At 63.8% G+C, this 21,820-nt stretch carries 20 protein-coding genes and 2 pseudogenes; 10 read left to right on the top strand and 12 right to left on the bottom strand.

Going from position 1 to position 21,820, the window contains the following annotated elements; genetic code table 11:
• Positions 1 to 50: 50 nt before the first annotated feature.
• On the bottom strand, positions 51 to 1,505 hold the full coding sequence (locus CCOY_RS01720; RefSeq protein WP_070421748.1) for a PepSY-associated TM helix domain-containing protein: 1,455 nt from the start codon (positions 1,503 to 1,505) through the stop codon (positions 51 to 53).
• A 234-nt stretch (positions 1,506 to 1,739) separates the two neighbouring features.
• On the opposite strand from CCOY_RS01720, the gene CCOY_RS01715 reads away from it, so the two are divergent.
• Positions 1,740 to 2,726, top strand: a complete 987-nt coding sequence (locus tag CCOY_RS01715) for a hypothetical protein (RefSeq protein WP_092101406.1) — start codon at positions 1,740 to 1,742, stop codon at positions 2,724 to 2,726.
• Here the strand turns inward: CCOY_RS01715 and CCOY_RS01710 are convergent.
• The 5 genes from CCOY_RS01710 to CCOY_RS01690 all read right to left on the bottom strand — a co-directional run bounded on the left by CCOY_RS01710 (position 2,723) and on the right by CCOY_RS01690 (position 7,729).
• Positions 2,723 to 4,138 (bottom strand): ABC-2 family transporter permease, encoded by a 1,416-nt coding sequence (locus tag CCOY_RS01710; RefSeq protein WP_092101404.1) that lies wholly within the window; start codon positions 4,136 to 4,138, stop codon positions 2,723 to 2,725. The two genes, CCOY_RS01715 and CCOY_RS01710, sit on opposite strands and share 4 nt — an antisense overlap.
• Positions 4,135 to 4,836, bottom strand: coding sequence for an ATP-binding cassette domain-containing protein (locus CCOY_RS01705; protein ID WP_092101402.1), 702 nt, complete (start codon positions 4,834 to 4,836; stop codon positions 4,135 to 4,137). Before CCOY_RS01705 ends, CCOY_RS01710 begins: the two co-directional genes overlap by 4 nt.
• A gap of 65 nt (positions 4,837 to 4,901) precedes the next feature.
• Positions 4,902 to 5,540, bottom strand: coding sequence for a response regulator (locus CCOY_RS01700; RefSeq protein ID WP_092101400.1), 639 nt, complete (start codon positions 5,538 to 5,540; stop codon positions 4,902 to 4,904).
• Complete coding sequence (locus CCOY_RS01695; RefSeq protein WP_070482107.1) at positions 5,537 to 6,649, bottom strand: sensor histidine kinase; 1,113 nt, start codon at positions 6,647 to 6,649, stop codon at positions 5,537 to 5,539. The genes CCOY_RS01700 and CCOY_RS01695 overlap by 4 nt, the downstream gene beginning before the upstream one ends.
• Before the next feature lie 54 nt (positions 6,650 to 6,703).
• A complete protein-coding gene (locus CCOY_RS01690; protein WP_143028450.1) occupies positions 6,704 to 7,729 on the bottom strand; it encodes a hypothetical protein in 1,026 nt (341 codons plus the stop codon).
• 87 nt (positions 7,730 to 7,816) lie between these two features.
• On the opposite strand from CCOY_RS01690, the gene menE reads away from it, so the two are divergent.
• Positions 7,817 to 8,968, top strand: a complete 1,152-nt coding sequence (gene menE, locus CCOY_RS01685; protein ID WP_244268671.1) for an o-succinylbenzoate--CoA ligase — start codon at positions 7,817 to 7,819, stop codon at positions 8,966 to 8,968.
• 3 nt (positions 8,969 to 8,971) lie between these two features.
• Here menE and CCOY_RS01680 read toward each other — a convergent pair whose 3' ends face one another.
• From CCOY_RS01680 to CCOY_RS01670, 3 genes are read right to left on the bottom strand one after another with little or no spacing between them, the layout of a single operon-like run.
• Positions 8,972 to 9,196, bottom strand: coding sequence for a hypothetical protein (locus CCOY_RS01680; protein WP_092101396.1), 225 nt, complete (start codon positions 9,194 to 9,196; stop codon positions 8,972 to 8,974).
• Positions 9,180 to 9,620, bottom strand: a complete 441-nt coding sequence (locus tag CCOY_RS01675; protein ID WP_092101394.1) for a hypothetical protein — start codon at positions 9,618 to 9,620, stop codon at positions 9,180 to 9,182. Before CCOY_RS01675 ends, CCOY_RS01680 begins: the two co-directional genes overlap by 17 nt.
• A 25-nt stretch (positions 9,621 to 9,645) precedes the next feature.
• Positions 9,646 to 9,837 (bottom strand): hypothetical protein, encoded by a 192-nt coding sequence (locus CCOY_RS01670; RefSeq protein ID WP_070421740.1) that lies wholly within the window; start codon positions 9,835 to 9,837, stop codon positions 9,646 to 9,648.
• 197 nt (positions 9,838 to 10,034) lie between these two features.
• Here CCOY_RS01670 and CCOY_RS01665 point away from each other — a divergent pair, with 197 nt between their 5' ends.
• The 4 genes and pseudogenes from CCOY_RS01665 to CCOY_RS01650 form a co-directional block, all read left to right on the top strand.
• A complete protein-coding gene (locus tag CCOY_RS01665) occupies positions 10,035 to 11,054 on the top strand; it encodes a 3'-5' exonuclease (RefSeq protein WP_092101392.1) in 1,020 nt (339 codons plus the stop codon).
• 63 nt (positions 11,055 to 11,117) lie between these two features.
• Positions 11,118 to 11,384, top strand: coding sequence for an antitoxin (locus CCOY_RS01660; protein WP_070421738.1), 267 nt, complete (start codon positions 11,118 to 11,120; stop codon positions 11,382 to 11,384).
• A complete protein-coding gene (locus tag CCOY_RS01655) occupies positions 11,381 to 11,782 on the top strand; it encodes a type II toxin-antitoxin system VapC family toxin (protein ID WP_208856579.1) in 402 nt (133 codons plus the stop codon). Before CCOY_RS01660 ends, CCOY_RS01655 begins: the two co-directional genes overlap by 4 nt.
• A 210-nt stretch (positions 11,783 to 11,992) precedes the next feature.
• Positions 11,993 to 14,731, top strand: a pseudogene (locus tag CCOY_RS01650) (restriction endonuclease); the annotation flags it as partial.
• A gap of 317 nt (positions 14,732 to 15,048) precedes the next feature.
• Here the strand turns inward: CCOY_RS01650 and CCOY_RS01645 are convergent.
• On the bottom strand, positions 15,049 to 15,660 hold the full coding sequence (locus CCOY_RS01645; protein ID WP_198531366.1) for a DUF4062 domain-containing protein: 612 nt from the start codon (positions 15,658 to 15,660) through the stop codon (positions 15,049 to 15,051).
• Here CCOY_RS01645 and CCOY_RS01640 point away from each other — a divergent pair.
• Positions 15,659 to 15,964 carry a hypothetical protein gene (locus CCOY_RS01640; protein ID WP_070614236.1) on the top strand — a complete coding sequence of 102 codons (306 nt, stop codon included), beginning with the start codon at positions 15,659 to 15,661 and terminating at the stop codon, positions 15,962 to 15,964. The two genes, CCOY_RS01645 and CCOY_RS01640, sit on opposite strands and share 2 nt — an antisense overlap.
• On the opposite strand, the gene CCOY_RS01635 is transcribed toward CCOY_RS01640, so the two are convergent.
• Together CCOY_RS01635 and CCOY_RS01630 are read right to left on the bottom strand one after the other, a co-directional pair.
• Positions 15,961 to 16,137 (bottom strand): hypothetical protein, encoded by a 177-nt coding sequence (locus CCOY_RS01635; protein ID WP_244268670.1) that lies wholly within the window; start codon positions 16,135 to 16,137, stop codon positions 15,961 to 15,963. The genes CCOY_RS01640 and CCOY_RS01635 overlap by 4 nt on opposite strands.
• Before the next feature lie 331 nt (positions 16,138 to 16,468).
• Positions 16,469 to 16,867: a DMT family transporter gene (locus CCOY_RS01630; protein ID WP_232751614.1), complete on the bottom strand. Its 399-nt coding sequence runs from the start codon at positions 16,865 to 16,867 to the stop codon at positions 16,469 to 16,471.
• 56 nt (positions 16,868 to 16,923) lie between these two features.
• Here CCOY_RS01630 and CCOY_RS01625 point away from each other — a divergent pair.
• The 3 genes and pseudogenes from CCOY_RS01625 (at position 16,924) to CCOY_RS01615 (ending at position 21,681) form a co-directional block, all read left to right on the top strand.
• Positions 16,924 to 17,321 (top strand): annotated as a pseudogene (locus tag CCOY_RS01625) (arsenate reductase ArsC).
• Between the two features lie 83 nt (positions 17,322 to 17,404).
• On the top strand, positions 17,405 to 19,951 hold the full coding sequence (locus CCOY_RS01620) for an ABC transporter ATP-binding protein/permease (RefSeq protein ID WP_070510587.1): 2,547 nt from the start codon (positions 17,405 to 17,407) through the stop codon (positions 19,949 to 19,951).
• Positions 19,948 to 21,681 carry an ABC transporter ATP-binding protein gene (locus tag CCOY_RS01615; protein WP_049157408.1) on the top strand — a complete coding sequence of 578 codons (1,734 nt, stop codon included), beginning with the start codon at positions 19,948 to 19,950 and terminating at the stop codon, positions 21,679 to 21,681. The genes CCOY_RS01620 and CCOY_RS01615 overlap by 4 nt, the downstream gene beginning before the upstream one ends.
• The last annotated feature ends 139 nt before the right edge of the window (positions 21,682 to 21,820 follow it).

The raw sequence follows: 21,820 nt of genomic DNA, 5'->3' as shown, positions 1-21,820 counted from the left end.
GACTGACAGATTCCGCCGTGATCTGTCAGGAACGCGCCGCCACGCTTGCCTCAGCCAACCTCAACTAAGCCAAGCTCAGCCTCGTCTCCGGAGACTCCGACCCGCTCGTCAGCAGCCAGGGGAACAGGTTCTTTTTCGGGCGTCGTAAATGCCGTGCGGCGGCGGGCCAGCAACCGATCGGCAACAAGCATCGCGGCGAAGGTAAGGCCGAGTAGCGGCAGAAACAGGCCGACCGGGATCGCTACGACGGCGAGGATGGCCCAGTCGCGGCCGGTGAGATCAGCCTGACCTGGGACGCCGGCGATGGCGTTCTTTGTTGGGCGGCGTCGCCACCAGAGGATGTAGCCCATCACGACCATGGCGCAGATCGCGAGCGCGCAGATAGCGAGCAGGATCTGCAGAGGCAGGCCGAACATGATGCCCATGTGCAGGTAGATGCCCCAGCTGGTCAGTTTTGAGAACAGTGGCAGTTCAGAGAATGGGAGCTTGTCTACAAGGTCACCGTTTTGGCCGTTCACGCTCACGGCGTCGGAGGTGGTGCGCCACGGCACCCAGCGCTCGCTGGCCTGCCACGCCTCGTCGGTGTTCTTGGGGACGAAGAGGCGCACTGATCCGGTGAGGCCTTCGGCGCGGGCGGTTTCGAGGACGGTGGCGGCTTGGTCGGCCACCTCGTCCTTGGTCAGGCCTTCGGCTCCGTGTGCGCTGGCGGGGTGGTGGTCGGCGTGCTCGTCGGCTGGGGCGGCTTCCGCGTCGGCGACCAGGGAGGTTTCGATCGGTTCTGCTTTGCCGCCCAACCAGGTGATTGTGCGGTCGACGTTTTCGCCGGCGAATACGGACCAGGTGATGCCTGTGGCGGACAGTCCCAGCATGGCCACGAGCAACCAGGTTCCGGCTACGCCGTGCAAGTTCAGCACTTTACGACGACGCCCCGTCGCATTCTCCAACCCAACCAGGGCTCGCTTCCGGGCCATCCGCCACCACAGGTACAGGCCGCCCAGGGCGACGACCCACAGCCAGCTGGCTGCCACCTCTGCGTAAAGCTCGCCGACCTCGCCGAGGTGGAGGCTCTTGTGTAGCGACGAGATCCAGTAGCGCAGCGGGAGTTCGCCGAGGCCGGAGTAGGTTGGCTCGTCGCCAATGACGTCACCGGTGTGGGGGTTGACGAAGATGCTGCGGAGTTGGTTTGTTTCGGTGAGGGATTCGTCGATAAGCAAAACGCGCGTTGCTTCATCGGGTGTCGACGACGGCCACACCTGCGCCACATCCATGTCCGGGTGTGTGTCCTGCGCGGCCCTGATTTGGCTGGCCAGCGGGGCGTTGGTATCGGAGGCGGGAACGGTCAGCACGTCTTTGTAGACGACGTTTTCGAGCGACGGAGCGACCGCGTAGAGAGCGCCACTTAGCGCGGCGACAAAGATGAACGGGGCAATGAACAGGCCCGCGTAAAAATGGATTCTTCTGGTCAGCGCGGGCAGGCCGCTGCGCCGTTGGACAGTACTGGACACACATACACCTTTCGGTTGATACAGGGACGCATTTTTAGTCGGATGCGTTGGCCCGCCAGTTCCCAACAGATGTCGATTTTCCAAAGCGCCTGGCAGATCCTGTCCTGATCTGTCGGATAGCCCAAAAGACGATATCGGGTTTTAGCACCTTGCCGACGCCGTTTCCCCAGGTTGTGCTCCGGCGAGAATGCCAAATCCCGATATCGTCTTTTGGGCTTTCGGTAGCGTGGTGCCATGAAACGTCACGTACCGATCCTCGCCACCACTCTCCTGCTGGCTGCCTGCGGCACGGAGACCGAACCAATCCAAACGCCTGCACCGGAAACAACGACGGTCGTTTCTCACGAGACGGTCAGCGCACCGACTAGCGCACCGGCCAACGAAACGTCAACCGACGCGACCACGGCGTCAGCGACACCGACCGCTTCGATCCGTGACCTGTACGCGGAAGCGATCGCGGACCCGGCGCGCTTCTTCGCGGACCTCGCGGATCTCGACGGCACGTTCACCTACGACGTTTTGGACATCAACGGCGATCTCGAACCCGAACTGCTGCTCCGCGCAGGCGTCAGCGCAGCCCCAGACGCAGGCCCAGACGCAGGCGCGGCCAACGGCAACCCATCGCCGGTGCGCGTGCTGCGGGCCCAGAACGGCGAGGTCACCTGGACGAAGGACTACCTCGTCGACTCGGACGAGCCCTACCCGACAGTGTTCACCAACGGCACCCAGCCGGGCTTGGACCAGTACGAAACGGACGGTCCCCGCCTCAACGTGACACACTTCGAACTGCGGGGTCAGCGTCTGGAAAAGGTGTGGGGCCCGGAGGAGACGGTCGTCGGCAATCCGCTCAGCGATGTCACACGGATCACCTGGCACCCGACGACGGACGCGGCGGCGCTGGACAAGATCGGCAACGCAACACTGCGTGGTCCGTTGGAGGGCACGATGGGGCAGGTGTCCAAGGTGGAGCACCTGCAGGGTGAGCAGTTCCGCGTCCGGTTCGAGCCGACCGCCGACGGCATCGCGGTGACGTACCCGGACCTTGGCTGCGCGGGCCACCTCGCGAAAACCGAGGATGGCTTCCGCGAGACGATCACCGAGGGCACCTGCGATAACGGCGGCACGTGGCATTTGCTTATCGACGACAACCACGCCCACGCCTTCTACAACTCCCCCGATGGTCGCTACACGGCAGATGGACGCCTGACCCCGGCGGGTTAGCGTCGCACTGGGCGCATGCCGCGCAGCACCCGCATCAGCGCCGCGACAACGACTGCCAGCAGCGCTAACCCCACCGCAGCCGCAATCCACACGCGTGCACCGGTGGCGGTGATTGGCCATGCGGGGACGGCGAGGATCCATAGTGCGGACTGTGCGAGGACGTCGCCGCCGATCGTGGCGGAGACGATCGTGACCAGGATCGTCGTGGCCAGCGTCCACGCCACGCCGAAGCGGACGGTGATGGCAAGTGCGGTGAGGGCCAATACGCTGCCTGCGAGGAACGCGAGGAGTCCGAAGCGTGCGTCGCCAACCACGGCCGCTCCGAACGCGCACACGAGGGCGACGACTCCAACGCACCAAGTGGCCAATGCGGCGCGGACGTGTGGGTGTTCGACCTGCATGAGCGCCCAGGCGGGACGCAGTTTCGGCCACACGAGGGTGGGCAGCACGCCGGCCCCAACCGGCAGGATGGCGTAGGCGAACAGCGCCTCGCGCACGTCCACCGGGTATGCCAGCGAGAACAGCAGCACCAGGGCGGTGAGCAGGAGCAAGACGCTTATCGACGACACCCTCGCCGCCATCGCAACCCCCTTCACCGCAGCCACGTATCCGGTGGTTTCGGGGCGCGGCGTTGCCGGCCCTGCGGCCAGCGGTGCGGTGACGTGGTGGACTCGGCGGCGGCGCAGCATGGGTCGGGTGCGCGGTGGTACGAGGGCGGCCACTACAAAGCCAATTGCTGCGAGTAGCAGTGTGAGGGTGAGGGCGGGAATGGGAGATTCCCCCGCCATGGGGTCGGTGGCGTCGAGGGGTAGCAGGTTGAAGTGCAGGCCCATGGTCGGTAGCGCCAGCCGGGTTGGCCAGGCGCCGGGGTTTATCCACCACCAGTCGCGTTCGGCGAAGTAGCCAAGCCCGATGGTGAAGAAAAAGCCGAGGATGATGGTCGGCAGCATCCCAATGCGTCGCGTGGCAGCGGCGGCGAGGCCTGCGGGGCCGAGCATGCCCAGCCACACAAACAGGCCGACGAGTGCAATCGAGGCCGTGTTGTCCAGGTTGAATACGAGGCCGGCGGCAAACGGCACGACAAAGTCGAAGGCGACGAACGCGGCCAGCGCCAGCCACACCACGACGATGCGGGCGGCGCGAGTGCGCTTGGGTGAAACCGGCCGCCACAATGTGCCGCCGCCGCGGGCGTCACGCTCGCGGGTCTCGGCCAAGCCTGCGAACAGTGCGGCGGCAGGCGCAGCCATGCCGGTGACCAACAGGCCTTGCGGGTAGAGCAGGTTCGTCGCGGTTTCCACATTTCCGGCCAGGGCGAACAACGTCAGCAGCACACCGACCAGCAAACCTGCCCCAGCGAGCCACCACAGTATGGAGCCGCGAGCACGGATCCATTCGGCGTGTAGGAGGTTCATCGTTCACCACCGCAGGTGAGCCGAAAGAACGACTCTTCTAGGTTGGGGCCGAGTTCCGCGAGCTCGCCTGCGAAGCGGACGCCGCCGCCTGCGATCACGGTGGCGTCGTCGGCCATGTGGAGTACTTCGCCGAGTTGGTGGGAACTGACCAGGACGGTGCGTCCAGCTCGCGCGTATTCGCGGAGGTAGTCGCGCAGGTGGGCAATGCCTTCAGGGTCGAGGCCGTTTTGTGGTTCGTCGAGAATAAGCACCTCTGGCTCGCCGAGCAGCGCCTGAGCGAGGGCGAGGCGGCCTTTCATGCCGGTGGAGAAACTGCCGGCTTTCTTCTTGCCCGCGGTTTGGAGGCCAACCAGTTCGAGAACCCGGTCGGCTTCGCTGTCGGGAAGGCCCAGCAGCGTGGTGTGGACGCGGAGGTTGTTGCGGGCGCTGAGGTGGCTGTAAAAGGCGGGGTCGTTGATGGAGGCACCAACGTGGCGCAGCGCCGAACGATCAAACGGCTGCCCCATCAGTGTCACCTCGCCGGCATCGGGTTCGATCAGGCCGAGCAGCACCGACATCAGGGTCGATTTACCCGCGCCGTTGGGGCCGAGCAGTGCGTGGACTCGGCCCGGGGTGGTGGTCAATGACACGTCGCGAAGTACGTGGTGGTCCCCGAAGGACACGACCACGCCGCGGCAAGCAAGTTGGGTATCAGTCATGGCATTCATGGTCGTCGCCGAACAAGGCGACCACATCGGCCGGCGGGACCACACTGCCTCCTCCTCTAGGAGGAGATCCCGGCGCGCTGGGCGATCAAGGCGAGCGCCACCCTGTCGCGCGCGCCAAGTTTGGAAAGCAGGTTGGAGACGTGCGTTTTCACCGTGGTCTCTGCAATAAACAGCGTGGCGGCGATTTCGGCGTTCGTCGCGCCGCGGCCAATCTCCGCGAGCACGTCGCGTTCGCGTTGCGTCAGCCCCTCCAGCGCAGCGGCGGATTCTGAAGTGCCCGCCCCGTCGCGGACCCACTCCATCACGCGGCCGGTGACCCCGGAGGCTAGGACCGATTCGCCGCGGGCGACGGCGCGTACGGCGTTGGCCAGGACGTCGGGTTCGGCGTCTTTGAGGAGAAAGCCGTGCACGCCGGCGTCGATAGCTGCATGGATCAAGGTGTCGTCGTCGAAGGTGGTCAGCATGATCACGCGTGGGCCCATCTCCATGATCGCGCGAGCGGCGGTGATGCCGTCGAGCACCGGCATGCGGATGTCCAGCACCGCCACGTCGATGCGGTGGGCGCGGGTTTTCTCCACGGCTTCGGCGCCGTCGGCGGCGGTGGCGACGACGGTGATGTCGTCCTGGGCGTCCAAGATGGTGCGGAGGGCGCTGAGGAGGAGCGGTTGGTCGTCGGCAAGAAGCAGGCGGATCATGCTGCCAACTCCGCCCGCACGGTAAACGTCTCCCCTGATTGCCATGTCTTCAGCGTGCCACCGGCGCTCGCCGCGCGTTCACGCAGCCCCTCCAGCCCGACGCCGGTGCCTGGTTGGGGTCGAATCTGGCCGGTAGAAACGACTTCTACCACCACGGTCTCGCCCGGTGCGACCCGAACCGTCACAGTGGGATCGACTTGGTGGCGCGCCGCGTTTGCCAGTGCCTCAGCCACGATGCGATAGGTAGCAAGCGAGGTCACCGGGGAGACATCCACTGCTGGTGCTTCCAGCGATACTTCCACGCCGGCGTCGCGGTAGCGCTGTACCAACGACGGCAGGTCAGGGATCCCCGCCGCCGGGGAAAACGCATGGTCGCTCTCGCGCAAACCGCGCACAAGCAGGCGAATCTCCGACAACGACTGCCCTGCGGCCTCGTTGATCTGCTGCAGCGCCTCCCGCTCCTGCCCCACCGCCAAACCAGCATTGGCCTGCGCTTTGATCAGGGTCAGGGAGTGGCCGAGCAGATCGTGAATATCGCGGGCAATGGCGCGGCGTTCCTCCTCGCGCGCCGCTGCGAGGCGCTGCTCTTTCGCGTGTGCTTCTCGACGACGCACCTCATCCTCAGCCGCCACATTCGCCCCCAGGAGATACCCCACCGCACTCGCACCCCAATGCAGCGCAAGCGTGATCCCGAGATCGACCCCGTGCCGGTAGAACAACACAAAGTTGTCGTCCCACGTCCACATGAACGGTGACAGCAGCGCCCACCCGCACGCGGCGGCGAGGACAACTAGCGCGAAGCGTTTCCCTGTAAACCGCCCGGCGATAAAGGTGGCCACCGGGACCGCCAACACCCACGGCGAAAATCCAAGGTTGACCGGCGCGGCCAGCCACATCGTCGACCAGGCAACATTCAGCGCGATAAGCGCAACCGAGGAGAACTTCGGCTTGCTCGTGAGCACCACGCACACCGCGACAAAGCCCCACGACAGCACGGCCTGGCCCCAACCTGCCGCGTCTATGGGTTGGGTAAACGCACTCGCGGTGTACACCGCCGCCAAAATGGCGACAGCGACCGCGAGCACAAGGTCACCCGGTTTGTAGCGCATGGGCGTAAGCCTATCGACGACCCCCGCCCCGCACCTCCTCCCCGAGGAGGAGATCTACTTGTTCAGGCCGGGGATCTGGGGCAAGTCCGGCACGTTGAAGCCGGCGGTCTTCAGCAGGGCGAACAGGGCGCCCAGTGCCGTGAGCACGGCGGCGATGATGCCGATGATCTCTGCAAGCTTCGCGTCGAAGGTCTTCGGCTGCTCCGGCGCAGGGGTGTCAGGCGTAGGGGTGCCCGGGGTCGGCGTCGGCTTGTCCGGCTCCGGCGAAGGCTCCGGCGAGGGCTCGGCCGGCTTATCCGGGTCGGCTGGCTTGCCGGGCAGCGTGTTCTTCAGCTCCGGTGCGGCGGGCAGTTCCGCGTTCTGCATGCTGAAGAGCAGCGGCGGATTGTCGTCGCACTTCTTTGCCCTGCTCAGCGGGTGGTAGTAGCGGGACTCGAGCGAGTCGAAGGCTTGACCGAAGTAGGTCTTGGACATGTTGGCGGCGAACGCGTTGCGCTGCCACTCGGGCATGTGCTTGAGGAAGCGGGCGGTGTTCGCGCCGGTGCGGCCGAACTCGTAGTCCGGGCCAAGGTCGTTCACTTCTGGCACGGAGCCGTCGATGCCGATGTACCAGCCCGCCGACCCCTTCAGCGCCTTGCCTGCTGGTGAGAGCGGGATCTGGGAGCCCTGCTTCATGTCCAGGTAAAAGTCGGCGTCGGTGGAGGTCAGGCCCAGTTCTGCCAGTTTGGCCTTGGTGGCGGCGCGGGCGGCGTCGTAGTCGGGGCGGGCGCCGGGTTCCTCGCCTGCCAGGCGGATTTCCTGGACGGTGATGATGGCCGGTTGGGTGAGGTGGTCGTCGCCAAGCGGCTTGAGCCCCTCGAAAGTTGCCTCGAATGCCTCGGCGACGGCGGTGGCGTACATGCCGTGCGTGAGGGTTTTCGCGATGCGTTCGGCTTGCCAGGCGGGGCCGCGCTCCGCGTCGTTGAGGGTGACGCGGCACTGGCCGTTGTCCGCAGGCGTGAGCGTGGCGGCGTGGGTCGTAGGGACAGTGACGGTGAAGGCGGTCGCCGCGGCGACGGCCGATGCGATGAACTTCTTCATGCTTGTTCTATCGGTGGGCTCGCAAACAGGTGTTACACGTCACGGCCTTCGCGGCGCGCGATATCCCACCGGCTACGCTCGTACGCTGTGACCAACCTGCTCGAACTTCTGCCCGTCGATCCCGCGAATCCGCTGGCTATCATGCCCGCGCTCGAGGAGGCGTTGACCGGCCAGCGCGCGCTATTGCCGGTGCCGACGAACGACCCGGCGCGCACGAACCTGCTGCGCAACACGTTGGAGCCCGGCGCGCCTATCGACGACGACATCGCCCTCGTCGTCTCCACCTCCGGGTCCACGGGCAAGCCGAAGGGCGCGATGCTGACCCCGGCGAACCTGATCTCGAGCGCGGACGCGACCCACCAGGCGCTCGGCGGCGAAGGCCAGTGGCTGCTGGCTATGCCGGCGGCGTACATCGCGGGCCTGCAGGTGCTGGTGCGCAGCATGGTCGCGGGCGTGGAGCCGGCGTTTGTGGACCTCACGTATGGTTTCGATGTCGCTGAGTTCGCCCACCACGCCCACGACCTGGCCAGCACCGGCGAGCGCACCTACACGGCGTTGACGCCGATGCAGCTGGCCAAGGCGACCTCGACGCTCAAGGGCATCGACGCGTTGCGGACCTTCTCCGCGGTGCTGGTCGGCGGGGCGGCGACCAACCCGCGCCTGCTCGAGTCGGCAAAGAAACTGCGCATCAACGTGGTGACCACCTACGGCTCGTCGGAAACCTCCGGCGGCTGCGTCTACGACGGCGTGCCCATCGCCGGCGCCCGCGTGAAAATCATCGACGGCCGCATCCACCTCGGCGGCCCCATGGTCGCGCGCGGCTACCGCAATGTCGGATCGCAGGCGCCCTCCGACGATCTCAAGGACGGCTGGTTCCGCACCTCCGACGCGGGTTCACTTATCGACGACCACCTCACCGTCCACGGACGCATCGACAACATCATCGACTCCGGCGGCCTCAAACTCCACCCCGAAGTGCTGGAGACGTTCCTGCTCAAGGTGGATGGGGTGACGGGTGCGTGTGTCGTCGGTAAGCAAGATGCGCGCTTCGGCGAACGCATCTGCGCTGCGTACACCGGGTCTGCGAGCGTGGCGGACATCATGGACGCGTTTGCGGACGCCGAGGACACCGGTGAAATCGCACGCTGGCAAGTACCGAAGGAACTCAAGGTTGTGCCGGCGCTGCCCCAGTTGGGTCCGGGCAAGGTCGACCGGGCTGCGGTGCGGGAGCTGTTCTAGCGGTTAGGCAGACTGGTCGCGGGGCTGAAGCACGATGTCGGGAACTCGACTCTCGTCCACGTCGCCATACTCGGCAATCCAGCGCAGCAACGGAGTGATCTCCCGGTCGATCTGACCGCGTTCAACCATTTTGATCAAGAGCTTCGCTGCTGCAATTTCGCCGATGTGGGGCGGTCGCTTAGCGACGACCAGCGGCTGGCCCACATTGGAGTTATCGCGTTGCGCCATCGTCGCCCACTCCCTTCAGTGCTGTGTCGATACCGTGAAGAAATTCCCCAGTGATCGTTTCTGAGATAGTGCGAACCATCTTAACTTGGTCGGGCGCTAGGAGACTATGGTCATTAAGTTCACCGAGCACTGCGATCCCAATCGCAACATCGAGCGGTTTCTCCGACGCACACAGCTCTGACGCCCACCTCAGGTCGTGATGCCATTCCTTCGCTGTGTCCTGCACCCGCGTGTTCATCACTGTGTGGGAAACACCTGCCCATGCAATGAGTGCTGCACCCACTGGGCCGATAACCTTTGCAGAAAAGTCCAGTACAGGCACGGTCATATTTGGTGGCCCCAGAGCAAGCACAATTGCATACCCCACTGATGTGGCGACAGCCAACCCTGTAAGCAGCCACGGTAAGTAGATCGAGTTCTTCATATTGAGTTAGACGTGACGAAGCCGCCTACGGTTCCATCGCAGCCACCTCAACCTCAAACTCGTCGGCACGAAGTCCGGACTGAAACGCAATTGCTTCGCGTACCTCTGCCTCAGCCAGCTCTAGGTTCTCGGTTTGAGAGACCACGCCGAGCTCCTTGCATTCGAGCACCCATACACCACCTGGCGAGCGCTCAGCATCAACCGTAAAAACTGTCATCGTTCTCTTCCTTCCCCATCCGGCTAGTACCTGATTTCATACCAGCTTTCTTTCGAACACGTTTGTCAACTCTGGGTTGACAATTTGCGCACCATCGAACACCCGACCGACTCCCCACCTGACCGCGTCGGCGCGTGCTTTAGGTTGATGGTGGCGTCGAAAATCGCGCTTACGCAGTTCAGATATAAGGAACAGGAATGAACCGGCAGCACGGGTTTGCGGTGGTCGATCTGGAGACGACGGGGCTGAGCAATCTCGATCGCATCGTGGAGATAGGCGTGGTGTTGCTGCGCCCCGACCTCACGGTGGAGGGCACGTGGGAGACGTTGATCCAGCCGGAGCGTGACATTCCGAACAGTTACATCCATAAGATCACGGCGACGGACGTCGTGGATGCGCCGGTGTTCCGCGACATCGCCGCGTATCTTGGTGCGCTGCTGAACGGCCGCACGTTGGTGGCGCATAATGCGTCGTTTGAGCGCCGCTTCCTTGCCAACGAGTTCGCACGCGCGGGCGCGGAGGATGGCATGTGCGAGTGGTTGGACACGATGCGTCTGACCAAGCAGCACCTTGGCGTGGGCAAACTCAGCGAGGCGCTTGCCATCGCACAGATCCACAACCGTTTGGCGCACTCTGCGCTTGCCGATGCCCAGGCCACCGCCGATCTCCTCGCGTACCTGCACGCGAACCACCACGCGGATATCGTTCACTTTCCGGCTGCGCTGTTCACCACACCCGCGTCCGAGGTCCGCACACTTCCCCGCGGTGGCGCGCCGTCTTGGGCAGGCCAGCTTTCGCGCACATTGCCGACGACCGGCACCAAGGATGAAGCCACCTACCGCGCCGAACTGACCCGCGCGCTTGTAGACCGCGAAATTTCCCGTACCGAGATGCGCCAACTCGAATCCACCGCCATTGCCGCAGGCCTAAGCTCCGACGACGTCGAGGCGATCAACGAGGAGTTCACCCGCCAACTCGCCGTCGAAGCCTGGTCAGACGGCATAATCACCGACGAGGAACGCGCAACCCTGCTCAGCATTGCAGAAGCGCTCGGCGTTGATCCCGCTCTCGTGCATTCGCTTCTCGACGACCCCCTTACCGGCCCAACCCCTTCCACCTTCACCCTGCACCCCGGCGATCGCGTCGCCTTCACCGGCGCCCTGACCATCCCACGCGATACCTGGGCAGCGCGGGCTGCGGTGCGGGAGCTTTTCTAGCCGGAGTGCTCGTCCTGACGTCCCAAACCGTATATATTACGTCATATATACGAGGAGGTGTTCATGACTGAGGCTGCTGCAGACTCCGTCGAAACCACGGTCTTCATGTCGGGCAACAGTCAAGCAATCCGAATTCCTAAGGACTTTCGTTTCGATTCTGAAACGGTTTGGCTGAAAAAGATTGGGGGTAAGCTTTACGTCTCTCCTGAGCCGCTCTCGGCTCTCGATGTGCTCGATGTGATCACTGCCGATTTACCGGATGGGTGGGCGGACGAGTTCGAAGAACCCTCTGATCTCCCCCTAGATCCGATCCCAAAGTGGGATGAATGATGCGCTTCCTCCTAGACACAAATGTGTGGATCGATGCCCTTCGTCGCAGTAACGCCAATATCCTCGAACGCATGCGCGTAACTCGAGCCGACGACATCGTGCTGTCTTCCATTGTCCTTGGAGAGCTGCGGGTTGGTGCGGGTAAGTCAACGTCGATTCGTCGGACCGATGCTGTCAAGCAACTCGAACAGGCGTATCAGGTAGTCGGAACCGGAGCGCCCGAGGCAGCTCTTTACGCTGACATCCGTTTGGAGCTAGAGGCGATCGGGCAGCCAATCGGTCCCAACGATTTGTGGATAGCAGCTCAGGCACGGGCAAACGACTGCGTTCTCGTTACCGCCAACACCCGGGAGTTCTCCCGTGTCCCATTGCTACAAGTAGAGGACTGGCGGGTGTAGCGGCTCCATAGCGCCATCACTTATCGACGAACCCCGCTGCGCCCTGCCCCCAAGGAGCGACGATGCACCTGCAGACCGCACACCCGAGCACCGGCGTCCCCGCCTCGATACCGTGGCGATCTCGAGTGTAACGGCCTTGATCGATGTGATCTGGGAAAATAAACACCCCCTAAAGCGAAAGAATTGCACCTTAGGGGCAAAATGATGCTCATGTCGTCATTCAGCGAAGTCCTCGATCAGCTCCGTGAGAATCAGCCTCAGGGCAAGTACGGGATCGCGTTTGAGAAGTTGATGGTTAACTTCTTCAAAACCGATCCTGTTCTCTCTGCGCAGTTCGATGAGGTTCAGCGTTGGGATAAGTGGCGCTACAACGGTGGCAAGGCCGATACGGGCATTGACTTGGTTGCGCGCCGCAAGGATGACGGTAAATGGGTGGCAATCCAGGCCAAGTTCTACAAGCCGACCACGAGCATCCAGAAGCAGCACATCGATTCGTTCTTCGAGGCCTCCGGCCGCTCGTTTGAGACTGAGTCGAGCGTCGAACACTTCGTTCACCGCTACATCATTTCAACGACCGATAAGTGGTCGAAAAATGCGGAAGATGCTCTAGAAAACCAGCAGATCCCCACCAGTCGTATCGGCTTTAATCAGATCGCAGAATCACCCGTGAACTGGGATGTTGTGTTCCCCGGCTCCGAGATGCAGGTTCGCCTCACCCGGCGCGAAACCTTCGAGCCGCGTCCGCACCAGCAGCAGGCGATCGAGAACGTCATGGCTGGGTTCAATACCCACGACCGCGGCAAGCTCATCATGGCCTGCGGCACAGGCAAGACGTTCACTGCGCTCCGCCTAGCTGAACAAGTTGCAAAGGACAAGGGGGGCCGCGCCCGCGTCCTCTTCCTCGTTCCTTCCATCGCACTGCTCGCACAAACACTTCGCGAGTGGACTGCGCAGGCTCGCCTAGATCTGAAGAGCTTCGCGGTTTGCTCCGATAACAAGGCCAGCCGCCAGGCCGAAGACATTGCCTCGTACGACCTCGAGGTCCCTGTCTCCACTGATGGCGACGACATCGCTACTCTTTTCTCGCAAGGAAAGCGCGCCAATGGTCTGCACGTCGTCTTTTCCACCTACCAGTCCTTGCCCGCTGTTCATGATGCTCAGGCGAAGGGCCTCGACGATTTCGACCTCGTTATCTGCGACGAGGCTCACCGCACCACCGGCGTCACACTCGCCGGAGCGGATGAATCCAATTTCGTTCGAATCCATGATGCCGACTACATCAAGGCTGCTCGTCGTCTGTACATGACCGCGACACCACGGCTTTTCGACGACTCCGTCAAAACCAAAACCGAAGAACACTCAGCCGAACTGGCTTCCATGGACGACGAGGCCATCTACGGTCCAGAGTTTCACCGACTCGGATTTGGTGAAGCGGTGGATAAGGGCCTGCTCACCGACTATCGCGTCTTGGTGATGACCGTGGACGAGGACGTTGCTGCCGAAGCACTGGTTCGGCACACGCAGGAAGGCATGAACCTGACCACCGCTTCAGCGATGATCGGTGCGTGGAACGCACTCGCAAAGCGCTCCGGCAAGTTGCAAGGGCAAAAAGGCGGATTTGAGGAAGATGCTGCACCGATGCAGCGCACCGTTGCCTTCGCGAAGGACATCAAGACTTCGAAGCTGATCGCGGAAACGTACCCGGGACTCATCGCAAGCCACCAACAAACGCTTCGCGAGCATGCTGCGACCAACGATGTTTCTCTTCACAACGTGGATTTGTCCGTCGCGGTACAGCACGTCGACGGCAGTATGAACGCGATGGAGCGCGGCAACAAGATCGCATGGCTCGAGGCATCCATGGAGCCGGACGAAACTCGCATCCTCACCAACGCGCGGTGTCTCTCTGAGGGCGTTGACGTGCCTGGTTTGGACTCGGTGATCTTCTTCAACCCGCGCAATTCCATGGTCGACGTGGTTCAGTCGGTCGGCCGCGTGATGCGCAAGTCGGAAGGCAAGGACTACGGCTACATCATCCTCCCCGTCGCGGTTCCTCCAGGGAAGTCACCATCCGAAGCGCTGAACGACAACGTTCGTTTCAAAGTGGTTTGGCAGATTCTCAACGCACTGCGTGCGCACGATGACCGCTTCAACGCCAAGGTGAACTCGATCGGTTTGAACGGTGACAAGCCTGATGAGCTCCCGATCGATGTCACTCACGTCGAAGTCGAAAAAGCAAAGGCAGAGCTCGATAAGAACGACTCCACCCCTGGTTATGAGACCTCGGAGCTCACCTCCGAGCAAGTTGCACTCTTCTCCCTAGAGAAGTGGCAGGAAGCGATCTACACCAAGCTCGTGGACAAGGTCGGCACCCGAACCTACTGGGAAGACTGGGCCGACGATGTCGCGGTAATCGCTGAAAACCAGATCACCCGAATCAATAAGCTTCTGGAAACTGCGAGTCCGAAACTCCAGCGTGAGTTCGAAACTTTCGTGGAAGGCTTGCGCGGAAACCTCAACGACTCAATCTCTGATGCCGAAGCGATCAGCATGCTTTCACAGCACCTCATTACCGCCCCAGTGTTTGACGCGCTGTTCAGCGAACATGACTTCGCTGCCCATAACCCGGTCTCCCAGGTCATGCAGCGCATGGTCGACGCGCTCGACGATAGTGATCTGGATGCTGAGACTGATTCGCTAGAGAAGTTCTACGCCTCGGTGCGTGTGCGCGCTTCCGAGGTCACGAGCGCGTCCGGGAAGCAGCAGGTGATCAAGGAACTCTACGAACGCTTCTTCCAAAAGGCATTCAAGCGCGACGCCGACAAGCTTGGCATCGTCTACACCCCAGTGGAGATCGTGGACTTTATCCTTCGCGCTGCCGATGACGTGTCGAAGAAACACTTCGGCCGCGGGCTTACGGACGAGAGCGTGCACATCCTGGAAACTTTCATGCCACGACGGATACAAACGCGCGCGAACTACGATTTAGCTGCCTGACTGGTTCACCGACGTAACCTCGCGCTTCATTGGACGTCGAAAGTCTTCGACTGTTTTTCATTATCTTCGACCCAGTGAACGGTTAGCTTTGTGCCTGCGGTGCCCATCGAATACGAGACTGGCACTTTCCAGATGACCCCAGGTTCCAGCGTGATTGGCTGATCATCCACAAGGAGTCTCATAAGGCCCGATGCGGCTTGGCCTTCGAAGGTCACCGCTTCAGCAGCGAGATCACCAGTATTGGTAACCTCAAACCAGTGTTTCGTTTCCTATTTGATCTTGCCGCGCTTGTCAATTTCCTTTTCGTGTCGCTCGCTCTTTGACTCGACGCGGAAGCGGACGCCGAGCGGCTCATGGCGCACCCCGACCACGGAGAGATCGATTTTGACTAGGTCATGCTCGACGGCAGCCCAGACTTGGTTCTCCAGTTGGCGGATGTCATCGAATTCTCCGAGCAGTCCCCGCTCCTTGATTTCATTCTTGAAATTTCGGAGACCCTCGAGTTGCGCAGTATCGACGTCATGAGGCAGTGGGGCTCTTGAGAAAAACAGGTGTACCGGTTTCCCGCTGTTTACTGCTCGCTCAATCTCTTCAACTGTTCCCGACACTGCATCTGGTGTTGGTGAGCCGAGTCGGCTGCCGAAGAGCGCGACCACGATGTCGGCTCCGTCGACTCCCTGGGTGTTGATGATCTCCTGAGAGTGACCTCCGAGCAGCGGTACAGAATTGGTCTCCCACCGCCACGGCAGTAAGACTACATTCCGAGTCGTCGCGTGGAGTCGATTCCATGAGTGCAGAGCGCCCTCGACTGCATCTCGGGCATCGGGTACGTCGGATGGGGAGGCGACGAGAACGCGCAGAACGGTTGCCGGAAAGCTCATGACTTTATTCAACGTGTCTAACTGCCCGGGTGACGAGAGGAGAGTCCTAGGACCACAAGGAACTGGTCGCGATTGTCTGTTCGCTGCCGTCGCGGCGCAGGCCCTGTCGCGCGCGGCCAAGGCGGGCGATACCTCTCCCGGGGCCGTGACGGCGGCGATCAAGACGACGGCCGAGTGGCTACACAATACGCCGGCGATCGCGCGCGATTCCTATATCAATCCGCGGGTGATCGAGCTGTTTGAAAAGGGCACGGTCATCTCGGGTAAGGCGACCGACGCGAAGGTGCGGGCCCTGCTGACCTAGGCTTCGTCGCTCTCCGGCCACGTGATGGGCGTGGGCGACACATCGCGGGCGGCGAAGCGCTCCGAGCCGATTCCGGCGGCGACGACGAGCACGATGCCAAGGACCTGGATTGGCAGCGGTACTTGGGCGAGGACGATCGCGCCGATAAGCACGCTGATCGCGGGCTCCAGCACATGAGGGTGCCGAAGGCGGCCGGGGCCATGGCACGCAGCGCGACGATTTCGAAGGCGAGAGGGATGACCGGCATCAGGAGTGCGAGCCCGAGCGCCGTGGCGATGACCGGCAGGGACAGGTACGGCAGCGCCTCGGGTAGCCCGATGGGCGCGTAGGCGATGGCGACGATCGGGATGGTGTAGGCGAGGGCGCTGATGCCGGAAAACCGATCACCGACGCGTTGGGTTAAGACTATATACAGCGCCCACCCGAGCCCGGAGCCGAGGGCGAACAGGATGCCGACGACGTCGACGTTACCGATCCAGGGCCGGGTCAGTAAGACGACGCCGATCATGGCGAGGGCGGGATAGGAAAGGGCGCGCCGCGAGGTGCTTGTGAGCGCGGCAAGGACGAGTGGGCCGAGGAATTCCAGAGCCACGGCGGTGCCGAGTTAGATGCGCTGGATTGCGGCAAAAAGAAGAAAGTTAGCGAGCCGGTGGTGACGCCGAGGGCGGTGACGAGACCGGCGTCACGCCAGGTCATACCGCGCAGGCGCGGGCGCGCGATTGCCAGGATGAGGACGGCGCCGGCGGCCACGCGCAGCCAGGCAGCCCCGCGCGGCCCGACGTCGTTGATCAAGCCAACGGCGAAGGCTTCCGAGAGTTGGACCGAAAGCATGGCAAGGACGGCGAGTAGCCAGGGCGGCACCTCGGCCGCACGGGCTTGCTGCTTGTCGCGCCATAGGCTCACCCTTCCAGGCTAAACCCTGCCTTGGCCATTGCCCACGCCTGCGGTTCAATGGAGCTATGACCCGACCCACGATCATGTTTGTGTGCGTTCACAATGCAGGCCGCTCCCAGATGGCGGCGGCTTTTGCCAAGACGCTGTCCGGCGGACGCATTGAGGTCCGCTCCGCGGGCTCCGCCCCCGCTGATTCGATCAACCCCGTGGTACGAGAGGCGATGGCGGAGGTCGGGATCGATCTGGCCGCGGCGCGCCCGAGGGTGCTGGTGGCTGAGGACGTGCAATCCTCCGACGTCGTCATCACGATGGGCTGCGGCGATGCGTGTCCGTTTTTCCCGGCACGCGCTATGAGGATTGGCAGCTGGCCGATCCGGCTGGGCAGGACCTTGCCACCGTGCGCGTGATCCGCGACGAGATTCAGGCTCGGGTGCGCGAGCTGGTGGCGAGCCTGCAGCCCTAGGCGCCGCGCCGACGCATTTGACCCCGCCCTCGACTTAGGTTAGGCTCACCTCAATTTGTGGTGCGGCGCAGGAGGGAATGCACATGGCGAAACGGGGTTTTGAGGGCGTGCTGACGCGCGGATTTGGAGCGCGCGACCACAGCGCAACAGTCACGGCCGTGACCTACCTCGCCCCGCATTTCGTGCGAATCCACCTGGTGAGTGCAAGTCTGCTTGCCGAGGTCGTTCTCGCGCCCACGGCCTGGCTGCGGTTCTGGTTCCCCGATCCGGACGGCAGCGACCAGGAACATCAGCGCGGCTACACCATCGTCGAGGCCGACCCGGATACCGGTGAGTTCGCGATCGACGTGGTGCTGCACGAACCTGCCGGGCCGGCCTCCAGCTGGGCAAGCCAGGCACAGCCGGGCGATACCATCGCGGTCACTACGCTCGGCTCGACGGGTTTCGTCCTGCCCGAGGAACTACCCGACGGATACCTCGTCATTGGTGACGCCGCGTCGCTGCCCGCCATCAATTCAATCCTCGAGGTGCTTCCATCCGAGCTGCCGGTCGAACTGTACCTGGAAGAGCACACGCTCGATGACCACATGCTGGAAATCCGCACGCATCCGCGCGCGCGAGTGCATTGGGTGCCGCGCGTCGATGAGGCGAGCCTGGCGGCGGGACTGGCTGCGCGGGACTGGTCGAACTGGAGCGCGTGGGTGGCGTGTGAGTCCGACAGCTTGAAATATGTGCGTCGCCGCCTGATGAACGATTTTGGCTTCCCGAAGTCCGAAATCCAAGCCCGCGCCTACTGGTGTTATGGGCGGGCATTCGGCAAAAAACGCCCCAAGGATCTGCCCGAGGCTGCCGCCGCGCAGGTACCTGCGGCCGGCGAGGCTGCGCCTATCAGCGGGACGTGGCGGGCTGAGGCCGGTCGGCGCCTGCTCGCCCCGCTGCGCACAACCTTCATCCTGGCGGCGATCGTGCAAGCGCTGGCCACACTCGCGCAGCTGGCCCCCTACGTCCTGCTCGTCGAACTCGCCCGGCTGCTGCTCGTCGGCGCCGGCACCGACGCGCTCATCCGCCTGGGCTGGTGGGCCGGCCTGGTCCTTATCGCGGGCGCGCTACTCACGACCGGGCTGATGACCTGGCTGCACATCGTCGATGCGCGCGTCAGTCAGGACCTGCGCACCCGACTGCTGATGACGCTCGGACGCGTGCCCCTCGGGTTTTTCGATACCCGCAGCGCGGCGCACATCAAGCAGCTGGTGCACGATGATCCGCTGGCGATGCACTACCTCATCACGCATGCGGTGCCCGATGCGGTCGGCGCCATCGTCGCGCCTGTGGCCGTCTTGGGCTACCTGTTCGTGATCGACTGGCGGGTGGCGCTCACCCTGCTGCTGCCGGTGCTCGCCTACCTGATCGGCATGTACATCATGATGACGCAGTCGGGCCCGCGCGTAGTGCAGGCGCCGCAGTGGCGCCAGCAGATGGCCAGCGCTGCTGACGCCTACCTGCAGGGGCAGGCCGTCGTACGCGTCTTCGGGGGTGCAGCCGCCGCGCCCTTCACCCGGAGCCTGCGAGACTACCTCGATTTCCTGCGATCCTGGCAGCAGCCGCTCAGCGGCCGCAAAACCTTCATCGATCTGGTCACGCGCCCCGCGACGTTCCTGTTCCTCAGCTGCGTGGTGGGCACCGCGCTCATCACCGCGGGCATGATGGATCCGATCTCGCTGCTGCCCTTCCTCTTTCTTGGCACGACGTTCGGTGCGCGGCTACTGGGCGTCGGCTACGGTCTGCAGGCGCTGCGCGACGGTATGCTCGCGGCACGCCGAATCCAGGTCATGCTCGACCAGGAGCAGCTGTCCACGCTGCCTGAGGTCGAGCATGCGGCGAGCGCGCCGAGGCCCGCTGGTCTCGTCGAGTTCGATGATGTGAGCTTTGGCTACGACGCGTCTACCCCCGTGCTGTCGGGCGTCTCGCTGCGCCTGGCGCCCGGTACCATCACTGCGCTCGTGGGCCCGTCCGGTGCGGGTAAATCCACCCTGGCGAGCCTGCTTGCCCGGTTCTACGACGTGACCGACGGCGCAATCCGCATCGGCGGCCACGATCTTCGTACGCTCGAGGCATCACAGCTGTATTCGCGGGTTGGCTTCGTCTTCCAGAATCCGCAACTGGTGCGCGCCAGCGCCCACGAGAACATCGCGCTCGCCCGCCCGGATGCCAGTCGGCACGAGGTGGAGCAGGCTGCCCGCGCCGCTCACATTCACGAGCGCATCCTCGCCCTACCGGACGGCTATGACACGATCCTGGGCGCTGACATCGCCCTATCCGGCGGTGAACGCCAGCGCATCACCATCGCCCGTGCGCTGCTGGCCGACTGCCCAATCCTCGTGCTGGACGAGGCGACGGCATTTTCCGACCCCGAATCCGAATACCTCGTCCAGCAGGCGGTCAGCCGCCTGACCGCCGGACGCACCGTGCTGCTCATCGCTCACCGCCTGCACACCATCACTGGCGTCGATACCATCGTTGTGCTCGATGGCGGCCAGATCATCGAGCAGGGTCGGCACGAGGAACTGCTCGCACGCGGCGGTCGCTACGCCGAACTCTGGGCAGCCGCCGAGACGAAGGCCACCTCATGATCCGCACGCTCATTAACCTGCTGCCACCGGCCCAGCGCCGCCATATCACCCCCTACCTGGCGCTCACGGCGCTAAGTATCGCGCTACGCGCCGCAGCGGCGCTCGCCCTCATTCCGCTCATCTCGGCCCTGTTCAGCTCGCAGCCGGGTGATGCCTGGCGCCCTCTGGCCATGATCGCGATCGCTACGGCGCTTGGCTGGGGGTGCGATAGCGCCGCGGCCCGCCACGCCTACGCTGTTGGCTTCGTGCTGCTGGATCACGCTCAGCACACCGTCGCCGAGCGCATCACCACCATCCGATTGCAGTGGCTGACCGGCGATAACCTGGCCACCACGCGTCAGGCGGTCGCTGCCACCGGTCCCGAACTCGTCGGGTTGATCGCCTACCTGGTGACGCCGCTGCTGAACGCCCTTATTCTTCCGGCCGCGATCGGCATCGGCCTGCTGTGGTTTTCTCCGACGCTCGGCGCTGCAGCGCTGGCGTTCCTGCCGCTGCTGCTTGGCGCCCTCGTCCTCTCGATGCGCCTGGCGCGCAGCGCCGACGCCGCCGCGGATCGCGCCCACGCCCAGCTGTCCGAGCGCCTCCTGGAGTTCGCCCGCACCCAGCAGGCGTTGCGCTCCGCCCGCCGCGTCGATACCGAGAGCAGCCATGTCGGCCAGGCACTTGCCGCGCGCACTCATGCGATGAGTCGACTGCTCGCCTACCGCGCGCCCGAGCAGCTGGTTTTCACTCTGCTGACCCAGCTCGCCCTCATTGCGCTCGGCGCCCTCGCGGTCAGCCGCGCCGTCACCGGCGAGGTTTCCCCCGCCGCCGCGATCGCGCTCATCGTCGTCATCGTCCGCTTCTTGGAGCCCCTGGCGCTCGTGGCCGATATCACCGCCGGCTTGCAACTGACCACGAACGCACTGCGCACCATCCACACCGTGCTTGCCGCACCGCGCGAGCACCCCGGAACCGCGACACCAACCCTCTCAACCGCTCCCCAGATCGAGGTCGCCGACGTCACCTTCGGTTATGACGCCACGCGCGAGCGCCCCGTGCTTGACGGCCTGAACCTCACCTTCCAGCCGGGCACCACAACCGCGATCGTCGGGCCTTCTGGCTCGGGCAAATCCACCCTGCTGTTCCTGCTGGCCGGGCTCCACCAGCCCACCTCCGGAAGCATCCGTATCCAGGGCACGGACCTCGCCGAGCTCACTCCCGCCGCCCGCCGCGCCCTCATCGCCGTCATCTTCCAAGACCCGTACCTGTTTGACGGCACACTGCTGGACAACATCTCCATCGGTAATCCCCACGCCACCGGCGAGCAGATCGAGCGCGCCACCGCACTCGCGCGCGTGGATGCCGTTGCCGCGCAACTCACCGACGGCATGGCCACAATGGTCGGCGACGGTGGCACGCTGCTATCGGGCGGGCAGCGCCAGCGCGTCTCGATCGCCCGCGCCCTGCTCAGCTGCGCCCCCGTGCTGCTAGTCGATGAGGCCACCAGCGCGCTCGATACCGAAAACGAACGCGCCGTCGCCGCTGCCCTGAGCTCGGAGACCACGCCCCGCACCCGCATCATCGTCGCGCACCGCCTGTCCTCCATCCGCCAGGCCGACCGCGTCATCTTCTTCGATGCCGGCCGCGTCATCGAGGACGGCAGCATCGAGGACCTGCTCGCCCTTGATGGCCGCTTCGCCGCATACTGGCGCCAGCAGCAGGCCGCCAGCGCTTGGCGCGTGCGCTAGTGCTCCCGCCAAGCCCTACGGTAGATTCAACGCCCTAGCCTACGTGACCCAGCTCACCGCCGGGTTGAAAGGATGGCATCAAGAAACGCTGTGCAGCAATGGCTCTGGTTTTTGCAGCTACGCTCGCCGGTTGTGGCGA

Source organism: Corynebacterium coyleae (genome assembly GCF_030408635.1).
GTDB lineage: Bacteria > Actinomycetota > Actinomycetes > Mycobacteriales > Mycobacteriaceae > Corynebacterium > Corynebacterium coyleae.
This window is presented reverse-complemented; position numbering and strand designations above follow the sequence as displayed.

Bases quoted from the DNA above. Each gene is read 5' to 3' on its own strand.
- CCOY_RS01660 (WP_070421738.1), top strand. From the start codon at position 11,118: ATGACTGAGGCTGCTGCAGACTCCGTCGAAACCACGGTCTTCATGTCG.
- CCOY_RS01655 (WP_208856579.1), top strand. From the start codon at position 11,381: ATGATGCGCTTCCTCCTAGACACAAATGTGTGGATCGATGCCCTTCGT.
- CCOY_RS01670 (WP_070421740.1), bottom strand. From the start codon at position 9,837: ATGACAGTTTTTACGGTTGATGCTGAGCGCTCGCCAGGTGGTGTATGG.
- CCOY_RS01695 (WP_070482107.1), bottom strand. From the start codon at position 6,649: ATGCGCTACAAACCGGGTGACCTTGTGCTCGCGGTCGCTGTCGCCATT.
- CCOY_RS01700 (WP_092101400.1), bottom strand. From the start codon at position 5,540: ATGATCCGCCTGCTTCTTGCCGACGACCAACCGCTCCTCCTCAGCGCC.
- CCOY_RS01620 (WP_070510587.1), top strand. From the start codon at position 17,405: ATGGCGAAACGGGGTTTTGAGGGCGTGCTGACGCGCGGATTTGGAGCG.
- CCOY_RS01615 (WP_049157408.1), top strand. From the start codon at position 19,948: ATGATCCGCACGCTCATTAACCTGCTGCCACCGGCCCAGCGCCGCCAT.
- CCOY_RS01640 (WP_070614236.1), top strand. From the start codon at position 15,659: ATGACTTTATTCAACGTGTCTAACTGCCCGGGTGACGAGAGGAGAGTC.
- CCOY_RS01645 (WP_198531366.1), bottom strand. From the start codon at position 15,660: ATGAGCTTTCCGGCAACCGTTCTGCGCGTTCTCGTCGCCTCCCCATCC.
- CCOY_RS01715 (WP_092101406.1), top strand. From the start codon at position 1,740: ATGAAACGTCACGTACCGATCCTCGCCACCACTCTCCTGCTGGCTGCC.
- CCOY_RS01665 (WP_092101392.1), top strand. From the start codon at position 10,035: ATGAACCGGCAGCACGGGTTTGCGGTGGTCGATCTGGAGACGACGGGG.
- CCOY_RS01675 (WP_092101394.1), bottom strand. From the start codon at position 9,620: ATGAAGAACTCGATCTACTTACCGTGGCTGCTTACAGGGTTGGCTGTC.
- CCOY_RS01680 (WP_092101396.1), bottom strand. From the start codon at position 9,196: ATGGCGCAACGCGATAACTCCAATGTGGGCCAGCCGCTGGTCGTCGCT.
- CCOY_RS01690 (WP_143028450.1), bottom strand. From the start codon at position 7,729: ATGAAGAAGTTCATCGCATCGGCCGTCGCCGCGGCGACCGCCTTCACC.
- CCOY_RS01705 (WP_092101402.1), bottom strand. From the start codon at position 4,836: ATGACTGATACCCAACTTGCTTGCCGCGGCGTGGTCGTGTCCTTCGGG.
- CCOY_RS01710 (WP_092101404.1), bottom strand. From the start codon at position 4,138: ATGAACCTCCTACACGCCGAATGGATCCGTGCTCGCGGCTCCATACTG.